General features: G+C 71.7%; 12 protein-coding genes and 1 tRNA gene. 4 read left to right on the top strand and 9 right to left on the bottom strand.

Going from position 1 to position 12,792, the window contains the following annotated elements:
* Nucleotides 1–353 precede the first annotated feature (353 nt).
* The 3 genes from QM720_RS01440 to QM720_RS01450 all read right to left on the bottom strand — a co-directional run bounded on the left by QM720_RS01440 (nucleotide 354) and on the right by QM720_RS01450 (nucleotide 2,751).
* The gene (locus QM720_RS01440; RefSeq protein ID WP_415124374.1) at nucleotides 354–1,757 is read right to left on the bottom strand and encodes a dicarboxylate/amino acid:cation symporter; all 1,404 of its coding nucleotides are present in this window, start codon (nucleotides 1,755–1,757) and stop codon (nucleotides 354–356) included.
* Between the two features lie 120 nt (nucleotides 1,758–1,877).
* A tRNA-Ser gene (locus QM720_RS01445) sits at nucleotides 1,878–1,969 on the bottom strand.
* A gap of 50 nt (nucleotides 1,970–2,019) precedes the next feature.
* The gene (locus tag QM720_RS01450; protein ID WP_415124376.1) at nucleotides 2,020–2,751 is read right to left on the bottom strand and encodes an NUDIX hydrolase; all 732 of its coding nucleotides are present in this window, start codon (nucleotides 2,749–2,751) and stop codon (nucleotides 2,020–2,022) included.
* A 74-nt stretch (nucleotides 2,752–2,825) separates the two neighbouring features.
* On the opposite strand from QM720_RS01450, the gene QM720_RS01455 reads away from it, so the two are divergent.
* Nucleotides 2,826–3,725 (top strand): ATP-grasp domain-containing protein, encoded by a 900-nt coding sequence (locus QM720_RS01455; RefSeq protein ID WP_415124378.1) that lies wholly within the window; start codon nucleotides 2,826–2,828, stop codon nucleotides 3,723–3,725.
* 4 nt (nucleotides 3,726–3,729) lie between these two features.
* Here the strand turns inward: QM720_RS01455 and QM720_RS01460 are convergent, their stop codons facing one another.
* Nucleotides 3,730–4,179 carry a hypothetical protein gene (locus QM720_RS01460; protein ID WP_415124380.1) on the bottom strand — a complete coding sequence of 150 codons (450 nt, stop codon included), beginning with the start codon at nucleotides 4,177–4,179 and terminating at the stop codon, nucleotides 3,730–3,732.
* 326 nt (nucleotides 4,180–4,505) lie between these two features.
* Here QM720_RS01460 and QM720_RS01465 point away from each other — a divergent pair, with 326 nt between their 5' ends.
* Together QM720_RS01465 and msrA are read left to right on the top strand one after the other, a co-directional pair.
* Nucleotides 4,506–5,537, top strand: coding sequence for a lactonase family protein (locus QM720_RS01465; protein ID WP_415124382.1), 1,032 nt, complete (start codon nucleotides 4,506–4,508; stop codon nucleotides 5,535–5,537).
* A gap of 423 nt (nucleotides 5,538–5,960) precedes the next feature.
* Entirely contained in the window at nucleotides 5,961–6,491 is a 531-nt protein-coding gene (gene msrA / locus QM720_RS01470) for a peptide-methionine (S)-S-oxide reductase MsrA (protein WP_415124384.1), read from the top strand.
* 127 nt (nucleotides 6,492–6,618) lie between these two features.
* Here the strand turns inward: msrA and QM720_RS01475 are convergent, their stop codons facing one another.
* On the bottom strand, nucleotides 6,619–7,896 hold the full coding sequence (locus QM720_RS01475; RefSeq protein ID WP_415124386.1) for a M18 family aminopeptidase: 1,278 nt from the start codon (nucleotides 7,894–7,896) through the stop codon (nucleotides 6,619–6,621).
* 56 nt (nucleotides 7,897–7,952) lie between these two features.
* On the opposite strand from QM720_RS01475, the gene QM720_RS01480 reads away from it, so the two are divergent.
* Nucleotides 7,953–8,588, top strand: coding sequence for an NADPH-dependent F420 reductase (locus tag QM720_RS01480; protein ID WP_415124389.1), 636 nt, complete (start codon nucleotides 7,953–7,955; stop codon nucleotides 8,586–8,588).
* A gap of 128 nt (nucleotides 8,589–8,716) precedes the next feature.
* Here the strand turns inward: QM720_RS01480 and QM720_RS01485 are convergent, their stop codons facing one another.
* The 4 genes from QM720_RS01485 to QM720_RS01500 form a co-directional block, all read right to left on the bottom strand.
* On the bottom strand, nucleotides 8,717–9,670 hold the full coding sequence (locus tag QM720_RS01485; RefSeq protein WP_415124391.1) for a squalene cyclase: 954 nt from the start codon (nucleotides 9,668–9,670) through the stop codon (nucleotides 8,717–8,719).
* An 81-nt stretch (nucleotides 9,671–9,751) separates the two neighbouring features.
* Nucleotides 9,752–10,837 carry a DNA glycosylase AlkZ-like family protein gene (locus QM720_RS01490; protein WP_415124393.1) on the bottom strand — a complete coding sequence of 362 codons (1,086 nt, stop codon included), beginning with the start codon at nucleotides 10,835–10,837 and terminating at the stop codon, nucleotides 9,752–9,754.
* Nucleotides 10,838–11,080: 243 nt separating this feature from the next.
* A complete protein-coding gene (locus tag QM720_RS01495) occupies nucleotides 11,081–11,590 on the bottom strand; it encodes a GNAT family N-acetyltransferase (RefSeq protein WP_415124395.1) in 510 nt (169 codons plus the stop codon).
* A 247-nt stretch (nucleotides 11,591–11,837) separates the two neighbouring features.
* Entirely contained in the window at nucleotides 11,838–12,791 is a 954-nt protein-coding gene (locus QM720_RS01500; protein WP_415124397.1) for an aldo/keto reductase, read from the bottom strand.
* Nucleotide 12,792: the final 1 nt, after the last annotated feature.

The raw sequence follows: 12,792 nt of genomic DNA on the forward strand, positions 1-12,792 counted from the left end.
GTGGGCCGCCCCGGCCTTCAGTCGCGGCATCCTGCGGATCACGGACACCGGCACCCACAATCCGCCGCGACCGAACCCCCGAGCAGACCCCACCCCCGCCTTCAGTCGCGGCATCCTGCGGGTCACGAACACCAGCACCCACAATTCACCGCGACCGAACCCCCGAGCAGACCCCACCCCCGCCTTCAGTCGCGGCATCCTGCGGGTCACGAACACCAGCACCCACAATTCACCGCGACCGAACCGTCCGGGTGGGCTCCACCCCCACCTTCAGTCGCGGCAAACTGCGGGTCAGGGATGCCGGCACCCACAATTCACCGCGACTGAACTACCGCGATCTCGGACGTGATCGCTCAGGCGCGTTGCGGCTGCAGCTGCGCGGCATCCGTCGTCGGCGCCTCGTCGGCGGAGTCGTCGGCGAACGGCTCGCCGTCGCGCGGGGCGTCGTAGAGCTCCTGGCGGAGGATGCCCTCGCGCTTGGCGACGATCGTCGGCACGAGCGCCTGACCGGCGACGTTGACGGCCGTGCGGCCCATGTCGAGGATCGGGTCGATCGCCAGCAGCAGGCCGACGCCCTCCAGCGGCAGGCCCAGCGTCGACAGCGTGAGGGTCAGCATGACGGTCGCCCCGGTCGTACCCGCCGTCGCGGCAGAACCGACGACCGAGACCAGCGCGATCAGCAGGTACGAGACGATGTTCAGCTCGACGCCGAAGAACTGCGCGACGAAGATCGCGGCGATCGCCGGGTAGATCGCGGCGCAGCCGTCCATCTTGGTCGTCGCGCCCAGCGGCACGGCGAACGAGGCGTACTCGCGCGGCACGCCGAGGTTGCGCTCGGTGACCCGCTCGGTCAGGGGCAGGGTGCCGATCGACGACCGCGACACGAAGCCGAGCTGCACCGCCGGCCACACGCCGGAGAAGTACTGGCGGATCGACAGCCCGTTGGTCTTCAGCAGGATCGGGTAGACGACGAAGAGCACGAGCGCGAGGCCGATGTAGATCGCGATGGCGAACCAGATGAGGGTCAGCAGCTTCTCGGTGCCGTACGAAACGACGGCCGAGCCGATGAGGCCCAGCGTGCCGATGGGGGCGATGCGGATGATCCACCAAAGCACGCGCTGGACGATCTTCAGGAACGACTCGGTGAACGCGACGAACGGCTCGGCGCGCTTGCCCAGCTTGAGCGCCGCGACGCCGACCGCGATCGAGATCACGATGACCTGCAGCACGTTGAAGCCGACCGTGGAGGTGACGGCGCCGGTGGTTGCGTCGGCGGAGCTGGAGACGCTGAGGCCGAGGAAGTTCTGCGGGATGAGGCCCTTCAGGAAGTTCCACCACGTGCCGACCGTGTACGGGTCGCCGGTGGTGAGCTCGTCGTGCGCGACCCGGTTGCCGGGCTGGAGCGTCACGCCGAGCACGATGCCGATCGTGACGGCGATGAGGGCCGTGATCCCGAACCACAGCAGCGTCTGGCCGGCCAGGCGCGCCGCATTGGTGACCTTGCGCAGCTGCGTGATGCTCGCGACGATCGCGAGGAAGATGAGCGGGACGACGGCGACCTTCAGCAGCGTGACGTAGGCGTTGCCGATGGTGGACAGGGTCGCGGTCAGGCCGTTGGGGTTGCCCTCGGCATCCGGGCCGAGATTCAGGGCGAGCACGCCGAGCACGATGCCGGCGACGAGCGCGACGGTGATCTGGAAACCGAACGAGCGGGAGAACGGCTTCTTGGGCTTGACCGGGGAAGGGGAGGAACTCATGCCTTCGAGGCTAGGAGGGACGCCGGATGCCGCGGGTCGATGTGACGCGGTATGACGCGGCGCGATCGGGCTGCCGTCCCGGATGCGGCTGAGCGCCACCCCGATTCGGGATGGCGCTCGTGGCGGAAGTGACAGGATTTGAACCTGCGAGGCGAGTTACCCCGCCTACATGGATTCCAGCCATGCTCCTTAGGCCGCTCGGACACACTTCCGCCCACGATCCTAGCATCGGCGCGCCGGCCGGCTGAGTCGCCGGCGAGGCTCAGCGACCGGTGTCGCCGAGGTCGGGCAGCGGGGTCTCGCGCCGCCGATCCCACGGCTCGGTCCAGCCGAGCCGGTCGAACAGCGCATCGAGCAGCAGCGCCGTGAACCCCCACACGAGGTGACCGTTCACCTGGAACGCGGGGCCGCGCCAGGTCTGCCCGCCGCGGCGCAGCACGGTCGTTCCACGGTGTGCCGGGTCGAGCAGGTCGGCGACGGGCGCGCGGAACACGTCGGCGGACTCCGCGACGTCGACGACGCGCACGGGGGACGGATGCCGCCACCACCCGAGCACCGGCGTCACGAGGTGCCCGGAGTGCTCCAGCGGCACCTCGTCGAGCGTGCCGAGCACCTCGACCCCGGCGGGGTCGAGCCCGGTCTCCTCCTGTGCCTCGCGCAGCGCCGCGCCGACCGGGCCGTCATCGCCGGGATCGAGGCGGCCGCCCGGAAAGGCGACCTGCCCGGGGTGCGAGCGTAGCGTCTCGGCCCGTGCGAGCAGCAGCACGTCGAGGTCGCGCGAGACGGCGGCATCCTGCGCGACGTGCGCGCTCGGCCGGTCGTCGAGCACGCCGAACAGGATCAGCACCGCCGCCGGGCGCGTCGCCGCCCCCACGGGCAGCTCGCGCAGCGGCGCGCTCCACGTCTGCTTCGACGCGGCGAGCGCCGCGAGCTCGGCCCGGGCGCCCCCGGCGGCGCCCGGGTTCACCACGGCGAGGGTCGGATCGGCAGGCACCCGAACAGGCTAACCCCGCCCGCCGACAGGCGGGGTCGCGAGCGGGGGCGACGGCCGGGCTACGCTGGATGATCGTGACCTCGCCCGCGCGCATCGGCATCGTCGTGACCGACACCTACTCCCCCGTCGACCCCGACCACGACACTGCGCCGCTCGTCGCGGCGCTGCGCGAGCGCGGGGCCGACGCACAGCCGGTGGTGTGGCACGACGCGCGCGTCGATCTGACGGCGTTCGACCTGCTCGTCATCCGCTCGCCGTGGGACTACCCCGACCGCCCGGGCCAGTTCCACGCGTGGCTCGACCGGGCCGGGGCGGCGACGCACGTCGTCAACGCGCCCGCGACGATGCGCTGGAATCTTGACAAGCGCTACCTCGCCGACCTGGCGCAGGCCGGCATCCGGATCGTCCCCACCGCGTACACGCGCACGTCCGACGAGGCGCGCGCGGCGCTGAGCGCACATGAGCGGGTCGTCGTGAAGCCGGCCGTCTCGGCCGGCGCGCGCGACACCGGGTTGTACGACATGTCCGATCCGGCCGGGGGCGCCGACGCGCTCGCACTGGCGGAGCGGATCATCGCCGGAGACGGCGTCGCGATGATCCAGCCCGAGATCGCCGAGCTGTCGGCCGGACGCGAGAAGGCGCTGTACCTCATCGACGGCGCGTTCACGCACGCGATCGCGAAGGGCGCGCTGCTCGCCGACGGCGGGGGCTTCCTCGGCGGCGAGTACGTCGAGCACCCCGAACTCGTCGACGCGACGGATGCCGAGATCGCCTTCGCGAAGGACGTGCTGCGCGCCGTGCGCGAGGTCACGAGCGACGAGACGCCCCTGTACGCCCGCGTCGATCTCGTCGATTCCGCCGCGCACGGCCTGTGCCTGCTGGAGGTCGAGCTCGTCGAGCCCGCCCTCAACCTGCACGTCGCTGCGCAGGTCACCGCCGTCGTCGCCGACGCGATCCTCCGCGCTGCGGCGTAGCCGGTCAGCACTGGTCGTCGGGGGCGATGACGCGCAGGCCGCGGCTGTGCAGGACGAACTGCGCGCGCAGCGGCACGCCCAGTTCGCGGCAGTGGCGGCTGATCGCCCCCGCCCAGCGCCGGTCTTCGTCGCGGAAGGTTCTTGAGCCGCGGCGCTCCCACACCAGCACGATCTGCGTCGCCCCGCACAGTTCGGCGAACTGCCCGAAGCGATGCGTCAGCAGGCGCGCGACGGGAAGCGTGCCGAGGTCGCCCGAACGGGCGAGTTCGTCCGGATCTCGCGGATAGTCGGACATCGGCATGAGCGGGCCCGTGCTGCGGTCGTCGGGGCCGAGCATGATGAGCCAGCACTGGCGGAGGTGGGCGGAGCCCAGCAGTCGGCTGAGCAGGTCGGCGAGGTCGTCGTCGGTGGCGAGAACGCGGTCGGGTGAGAGGAGCGGGTCAGGTGTTTTCATGCATCCACCATGGATGCCGCGGCATCCCCGTGGGGATCGAAACCGGCGATTGTGGATAACTTCTCGAGAACTCCCGCCTGTGCAGGAGGTTATGACGAAGCCAGGCGTCAGGCGACCTCGATGCGGCAGCGCGGGCCGGGTGCCGCCGCGATGCGCGTCGCGGGTGAGCAGTGTCGCGCCCCGCAGCTCGGCCAACGCCACAAGGATGTCCTCGGTCGTGATCGACGGATACGACCGGGCCGCGAGGCATCGCCTCGGCGGCGCTCGGCATCCCCGCTGTTTCGCAGCATCAGGCTGTGCACGCATTCGCGCCCTACGATCGGGGTGTGACCACCGCATCCCTCCTCCTCGTCGCCAATGCCGGCGACGGCTCGATCTCCGCGTTCCGCCTCGGCGACGACGGATGCCTTCAGCGCCTCGCCGTCACGGACGGCCTCACCGGCTGCTCGACGTTCGCCGTCGACGCCGACCGCGACCTCGTGTACGCCGGCGTCAAGGGGGATCCCGCCGGGATCGTGACGCTGACGCTCGATCGAGCGACAGGCGTGCTGACCCCGCAGTCGCGCCTCGACCTACCGGCGGGCGGCATGAACTACCTCGCCCTCACCCGCGACGGCACGGGCCTGCTCGGGGTGAGCTACGGCGGCGGATACGGCATCGCCTGCCCGGTCGCGAGCGGGGTGGTCGCAGCGCCGGTCGCGCGCATCACGTACCCGAACCTGCACTCCGTGCTGCCCAGCGCCGACGGCCGGTTCGCCTACTTCGTCTCGCTCGGCGCCGACCTCGTCGCGCAGTACGTGATCGGCGACGGCCTGTCGCTCACGCCGCTCGACCCGCCCACCGTCGCCGCGCCCGCCGGCAGCGGTCCGCGCCACCTCGTGCTGAGCACCGCGCAGGATGCCGTCTACGTCCTGACCGAGTTCTCCGGCGAGGTGCTGCACTACGCGCGCGACACGGATGCCGGCACCCTCGCCCTCGCCGGGTCGGCCCGCGCATTCGACCCCGCCAAGGAGCTCGGCCACAGCAGGTTCGGAGCCGACCCGCTCGCCGGTCACCTCATCTGGGGCGCCGACCTGCACTTCGGCGCCGGCGACCGGACGCTGTGGGCCTCGGAGCGCACCGAGAGCACCCTCGCCGCGCTGCCGGTCGCCGCCGACGGCGCGGTGTCGGATGCCGTCTCGTTCACCGTCACCGAGCAGCAGCCGCGCGGGTTCGCGCTGAGCCCCGACGGCCGCTTCCTCGTCGCCGCGGGCGAGCGGTCGACGACCGTCGCGCTCTATGCCGTCGAGGGCGACCAGCTGCGGCTGCGGCTGCGCGCCGAGACCGGACACGGCGCCAACTGGGTGCGCTTCGTCTGACGTCACCCCTCCGCGACGTCGCCCGTCGTCTGTCGTCGTAGCCGCCCGCCGTCGTCCTCGCTGCCGTCGTCGTCGTCCTCACCGGCATCCTCGCTCTCGCCGCCGCCCACCCTCGCCGGCATCGCTGCCGCGAAAAACGGAAATGTCGCGAAATGCGGATGCCTGAGGCCCGCGGCATCCGTTTCTCACGACATTTCCGTTTTTCGCGACGCCATCCGCACGCGAACTGCGGATGCCTGAGGCCCGCGGCATCCGCCTTTCACCGCATTTCCGCGTTTCGCGACCGGAGCCGCGCGCGAAAAACGGACGGCTGAGGCCCGCGGCATCCGTTTTCGCGGCATCCGCCCGCGGCGCGCAGGCGCGGGCAGGGACGAACCACGTGGGCGCGACCGGGGCCCACCACGGGGCGGGCAGAATGGATGCATGAGCGACGACGGCAGCATCACCCGCACCCCCGGCACCGAGACCGCGATCCTCGCCGGCGGCTGTTTCTGGGGCATGGAGGATCTCATCCGGCGCCAGCCGGGGGTGCTCCAGACTCGCGTCGGCTACACCGGCGGCCAGAACGACCGCGCCACCTACCGCAATCACCCCGGCCACGCCGAAGCCGTGGAGATCGTGTTCGACCCGGCCGCGACGACGTACCGCGACATCCTCGCGTTCTTCTTCCAGATCCACGACCCGTCGACTCTGAACCGCCAGGGCAACGACATCGGCACGAGCTACCGTTCCGCGATCTTCCCGGTGACTGGCGAGCAGGAGGCCGTCGCACGCGACACCATCGCCGACGTCGACGCGTCCGGGCTGTGGCCGGCGCCCGCCGTCACGACGATCGAGCCGCTCGGACCCTTCTGGCAGGCCGAGCCCGAGCACCAGGACTACCTGCTGCGCATCCCCAACGGCTACACGTGCCACTTCCCGCGCGCCGGATGGGTGCTGCCCGCCCGCGCCTGAAACGCCACCCTCGCGCGAAGCCCCGCGCTCGCGCTGTCGAAACCTGCACGCGCTGCGGAAATTTCGATAGCGCGTGCAGGTTTCGACAGCGCGAGCGCCGGATGCGCCGTCGGCCGCGGAAGCGCCGTCAGCCGCGGAAGAAGGCCTCGGCGACGCGGCGCAGCGCGAGCAGGTCGGCGGTGCCGGCGAGCTCGCGCGCGGAGTGCATCGACAGGATCGGGATGCCGGCATCCACCGTCCGGATCCCGAGCCGCGTCGCGGTGATCGGGCCGATCGTCGACCCGCACGGCACGGCGTTGTTCGACACGAACTCCTGCGAGGCGACTCCGGCGGCGGCGCACCAGGCGTGCCAGGCGGCGGCGCCGGCGGCGTCGGTCGCGTAGCGCTGGTTCGCGTTGAGCTTCAGGATCGGCCCCGACCCGAGCACGGGCAGCACGGCCGGATCGTGCCGGTCGGGATAGTTCGGGTGCACGGAATGTCCGACGTCGCTGGAGATGCACCACGACGCCGCGAGCGCGCGCAGCTGCTGCTCGAGGTCGGCGCCGAGCCCGACCTGGATGCGCTCCAGCACGTCCTGCAGGAAGGGACCGGCGGCGCCGGACCGCGAAGCCGACCCGACCTCCTCGTGGTCGAAGACGGCGAGCATCGCGATGTGACCGGCGTCGGTGCCGGCCGCTGCCAGCGCCGTGACCCCGGCGTGGACGGACGCCAGGTCGTCGAGCCGGCCGCTCGCGAAGAACACGTCGTCCTTGCCGAACACGGCACCGCGCGCGGTGTCGGTGGTGACGACGTCGTAACCGCGGATGCGGGCGGCATCCACGCCCGCCGCTGCCGCCAGCTCGGCGAGCAGGTCGGCCGAGTCGGCCGCCCCCAGACCCCACACCGGTTGGGTCTGCTGCTGTTTGTGCAGCGCGAGGTGATCGTTCGCCTCGCGGTCGAGGTGGATCGCCAGCTGCGGCAGCCGCAGCAGCGGCCCGGTCGCAGCGAGAACGACGCTGCCATCATCGAGGACGAGGCGCCCGGCCAGGCGCAGCTCGCGGTCGAGCCACGAGTTCAGCAGCGGACCGCCGTAGATCTCGACGCCCGCCTGCAGCCAGCCGTACCGGCCCGTCGTCGGCTGCGGCTTGAGCTTCAGCGCGGGCGAATCGCTGTGCGCGCCGAAGACGCGGACGGGCGTGAGCGGCCCGGCATCCGTCGGCACGATCCACGCGATCACGGCGCCGTCGCGCACGACGACGTACCTGCCGCCGGCCTCGACCGGCCAGGCCCGGGTCTCATCGAGCGGCGCGAAGCCGGCATCCGTCAGACGCTGCGCGACGGCCGCGGCGGCGTGGAAGCTCGACGGCGACGCCGCGACGAAGTCGGCGAGATCGGCGGCGTGGGCGAGGGCGGGAACGGCGGGCACATGACCAGCGTAGTTCGGCGGGGAATGGCGACGGGCGCCGCGACGTTGCGGCAGTCATGACGACTGTGGGCATCATCGGAGCGGGACACATCGGCAGCGCACTGGCGGAGGGGCTCGCCGCGCGCGGATACGACGTCGTGATCGCGAACTCACGCGGGCCGGAATCGCTCGCCGACCTCGTCGCACGGCTCGGGCCGGGTGTGCGGGCCGCGACGGCGACCGAGGCGGCGCACGCCGCGGACTGGGCCATCGTCACGGTGCCGCTGCGCGCCCTCGGCGACGTGCCCGCCGAGCCGCTGGCCGGCAAGATCGTGCTCGACACGAACAACTACTACTGGGAGCGCGACGGCCACATCGCGGCGCTCGACGAGAACCGCGCTACGACGACCGGGCTCGTGCAGGAGCACCTGCACGACTCACGCGTCGTGAAGGCGTTCAACCACATCCGGGCCGACGAGATCCTCACGACCGGCTCCCCGGCCGGCACGCCGGGCCGTCGCGCCCTCGCGATCGCGAGCGACCACGCGGATGCCGCGGCCCTCGCCGCCGACGTCTACGACGCGTTCGGCTTCGACGCCGTCGACGTCGGCTCGGTGGCCGAGAGCTGGCGCTTCGAGCGCGACCGCCCCGCCTACGTCGTGCGGCAGGATGCCGACGAACTGCGCGAAAACCTCGCCCGCGCGCAGCGCTGACGCCGCGCGTGGCACTGCATGCCGGGCGCCGGTGGCGTGATCACCGTCGTGCCCGTCACCTCACGGATGTTCCCATTCCACACCTTTCTGCCCGCACCGCTGAGCGGGCTGCCGAATGACGCCAAGGCTCAGGCAGCGGCATCCCAGCGGTTCAGGGCGCGCTGCGCGAGGAAGGTGACCCACTTCGACGGCTCGCCGACGGGAACGTCGAGCGGAAACCACACCGCGCCGGGATACACGTGGCCCTGGAGCCAGCGGCCGTCGGGCCGGCGCGCGGCACGCACACGCTCGACCTGCTCGGCGATGCGCGGATCGGGACGGATGCCGTCGTGCAACGCGGCGCCCGTCACGTAGTCGATGCCACGAAGCGCAGTGAGCGCCCAGCGGTACGGATACAGGATGCGATCGGTCCACGGGCCGAGCTGTTCGCCATCGCTCATGCGGTAACGCAGCCGGCGCTCGAGCAGGTACTGCTCGCCGCGATGGCGAGCGTCGCGCAGGGAGTCGTCACCGGTGATCCGCTCGTAGGCCAGCAGGTGCGTGACGGCATTCATCGTCGAGTGCGCCGACGACCTGGTCGACCCCTCGACCCAGTCGCAGTTCCACCCGCCGTCGGCGAGTTGATGCTCCGGGAACCACGCCGCCAGCTTCACCACGTCGGCGCCGAGCCAGGCGCCGTTGGCGAGCGTCATGGCGTTGATGCAGACGTCGACCTCACCGTCCCAATAGGGCAGATCGTCGTACTCCCAGCGGCTGTTCGCCGCGAGCAGTTCCGCCGTGCCGGCGAGGGCATCGGCATCCAGCCCCCACTCGCGCAGGGTCGTGAGGGTCCACGTCGTCGCCGTCCAGGGCTGCGTTCCGGGCTCGTCGCCGGTGAATCCGGCCGGGAAGTAGGCGCCGCCGGCCCACTGGCCGTCGGGATCCTGATGGCTCAGCAGCCGCGCCCCGTCACCCTCGGCGGCGATGCGGGCGCGCGTGTTCTGCCAGGTGCTCTCCGGAGCACCGGCGAGGTCGCGTTCGACCTGCCAGCGCAGCGTCGGGTCGGAATCGAGCAGCCAGTCCAGAACAGCGGTGTCGGTCATGTCGTCAGGGTAAACCCAGGCTCGGACATCGGTGCGGGCGCACCCTCGACCGGCTCCGTGACCGGCGCTCAGGGCCGGCGCTCAGCGCTCTCCGACATAGACGACCGGCACACCGAGCCATTCGGCGAGGTCGCTGATCTCGGCGTCGATCATCTCCCGTTCGTCGGGGTCGAGCTCGGTGAGCTCGTGCACCGCCGTGACGACGAGGTTCTCCTTCTTCTTGTCCAGCTCGGCATCCAGCAGTGCGACGAAGCGGTCGCCGACGAGGATCGGATGCACGAAATAGCCGTACCGGCGCTGCGCCTTCGGCTTGAACTGCTCGAGGACGAACTCGAACTCGAACAGCTCCTTCAGGCGCGGCCGGTCGAACAGCATGCGGTCGTAGGGGTTGAGGATGGCGGCCCGCCCGCCGGGGTCGTCGTCCAACCCGGCGAGGGCCTCCGGATCGACGCGCCAGGTCCACGAGCTGCCCTCCACGCGCGCGGGTTCGCCCGCCTCGCCGACGCCGCTCCACGACGACTTCTGTCGGGCGATGCCGAGCGCCTGCAGGCGCCGCTGCTCCAGGGCGAGCCCGGCATCGTCGTAGCCGAACGCGGGAAGACCCTTCGGATACACGCGCTCGGCGAGATCCCAGCGTCTCGTGCGGCCCGCGCGGCCCGCGATCGCGATCTCGCCGATGCGCATGAGCAGCTCCAGCATGCGGGGAACCTCACTGTTGCCGTACCAGCCGCTCTCGTTGCCGCGCTGGAGCACGCTCGTGTCTTCGAAGTCCGCCGCCAGGAGGGGGCCGTCGGCGCGCAGCTTCGCCAGGATGTCCTGCCGGAATCGCGCGTTGGCGTCGAGGTACTCGATGGTCGCCGGCCGCAGCGGGCGGCCCTTCATCCGCGTCCACATCATCGGCAGCAGGCTGACCGGGTGGAACTGGCCGTCGAACTCGAACAGCGTGCGGTCGGTCTCGGCGGCCTTGGTCAGCTGCCCCGGCTCGTACCCCCAACCGATGCGGCTGAACGGGATCGTCAGCTCCGACGGGGCGATCGTCGCGGTCGGGTCGATCTTGATCGCGCCGAGCTGCTCGGCGACCTCGACGACGTCGCCCGGCCGCTCGGCGTCGAGCAGCTGGGCGCGTACGGCGATGCGGCGGGCCTGCTCTCGGGTGAGCTCATGCATGCGGCGAGCGTAGCGCGGTCCGGCGACACCGCGGCGCGGTGGCGCGACGGCGCCGTGGCGCGGCGCGATGGCGCGGTGGCGCGACGGCGCGGCGCGGTGGCGCGACGGCGCGATGTGCCAAACGCAGGGCGAATCGCACTCTGGGGCCGCATTCAGGCATGAAAACACCGATTCAGCCTGCGTTTGGCACGCGCGCGACGCGCATCGGCACCGGCGCGGCGGCACGCTGCGGGCCGAGCAGCGTCAGACGCGGCGTGCGAGAGCCGCCAGGTCGCCGCCGGTGAGCCGCTGCGAGGTCCACTCGTCCTGCGGCACGGCGCCCAGCGACCGGTAGAAGGCGATGGACGGCTCGTTCCAGTCGAGCACCGTCCACTCCAGCCGCGAGTAGCCGCGCGCGACGCACACCGCCGCGAGCGACGCGATCAACGCCAGGCCGTACCCGCGCCCGCGCTGCGCCTCGTCGACGTAGAGGTCTTCGAGCCAGATGCCGTGCCGCCCCGTCCAGGTGGAGTAGGTGAGGAACCAGATCGCGATGCCCACGACCTCGCCCTCCCGCTCCACGACATGCGCGAACGCGCGCGGGTCGGCGCCGAACAGCGTCTCGCGCAGCTGATCGACGGTGTTCTCGACGGCATCCGGCTCACGTTCGTAGACGGCGAGCGCGTGGATGAGAGCAAGGATGCCGCCCTCATCCCCCGGCCGCGCCGCACGCAGCACGGCCCCGTCGGCGAGGGCGGTCTCGGCCGTCGTCATCGTTTCGTCCGAGGATGGTTTCGTCCGAGGATGCGCACTCACCCCCTCAGCGTAGTCGCGCCCGCACGCGTCTGCCGGCGAGACCCACTCCGCACGTCGAGACCCGCGTTCCGGATGCCGGTCTCGATGCGCGGAGGCGGTCTCGGTGCCGCCCGGTAGAACCGGAGGCGCGAAGGCGGCACCCGCCCCGCCGGGGCTCCGGCCCATGGGGGCAGCCGCCGTCGCTTCTTCGCGCGACGGCGCCGGATCACATGTCCGACGGGGTCCACTCCGAGACGTCGTCGAGGTCGGCGACCTCGGCCGCCGTGAGGTCGACGGTTCCGCCGGCGAGCAGGTCGGGCACCTGCGACAGCTTCGAGGCCGACGCGATCGGCGCGATGACCGTCGGCTTCGCGCGCAACCACGCCAACGCCACCGACGCGATCGACACGTCGTGCGCGGCGGCGATGCGCCCCGCGACCTCGAGGATCTGCAGCCCCTGGGGCGTCGCGTACTGCGCGGCGGCCGCCGCGCGCGGCGACGGGGCCGTGTCCCCGGCATCCGTGGAACGATACTTGCCCGTCAAGAACCCCTTCGCGAGCGAGAAGTACGGCACGAGCCCGATGCCCGACTCCGACGCCAACGGCACGATGTCGGCCTCGATCTCGCGATGCACGAGGTTGTAGTGCGGCTGGATGGCGACCGGCTCGGCGACGCCGAGGTCGCGCGCGATGCGCACCCACTCGCGGATGCGGTCGGCGCTGTAGTTCGAGACGGCCGTGTAGCGCACGAGGCCGTCCTGCACGAGCTGCCCGAAGGCGGCCACCGTCTCCTCCAGCGGCGTCTCGGCGTCGTCGTAGTGGGCGAAGTAGAGGTCGATCGCCTCGACGCCGAGCCGTTCCAGCGACGCCTCGGCGGCGGCGCGCACGGTGGTGGCGGACAGACCGCGGAACTGCGGATGCTGGCTCACCTTCGTCGCGACCGTCACGCCCTGCGGCCGACGGTCGGCGAGCCAGGCGCCGACGATGCGCTCGCTCTCGCCGCCGGTGTGCCCGGGAACCCACGCGCTGTACGCGTCGGCGGTGTCGATGAAGTCGCCGCCGCCGGCGTGGAACGCGTCGAGGATCGCGAACGACTCGTCGCGGTCGGCCGTCCAGCCGAACACGTTGCCGCCGAGGGCGAGGGGGAAGACGTCGAGGTCGGTGCGTGCGATGCGGGTCATG

This window comes from Microbacterium sp. (genome assembly GCF_047602155.1).
Taxonomy (GTDB): Bacteria; Actinomycetota; Actinomycetes; order Actinomycetales; family Microbacteriaceae; genus Microbacterium.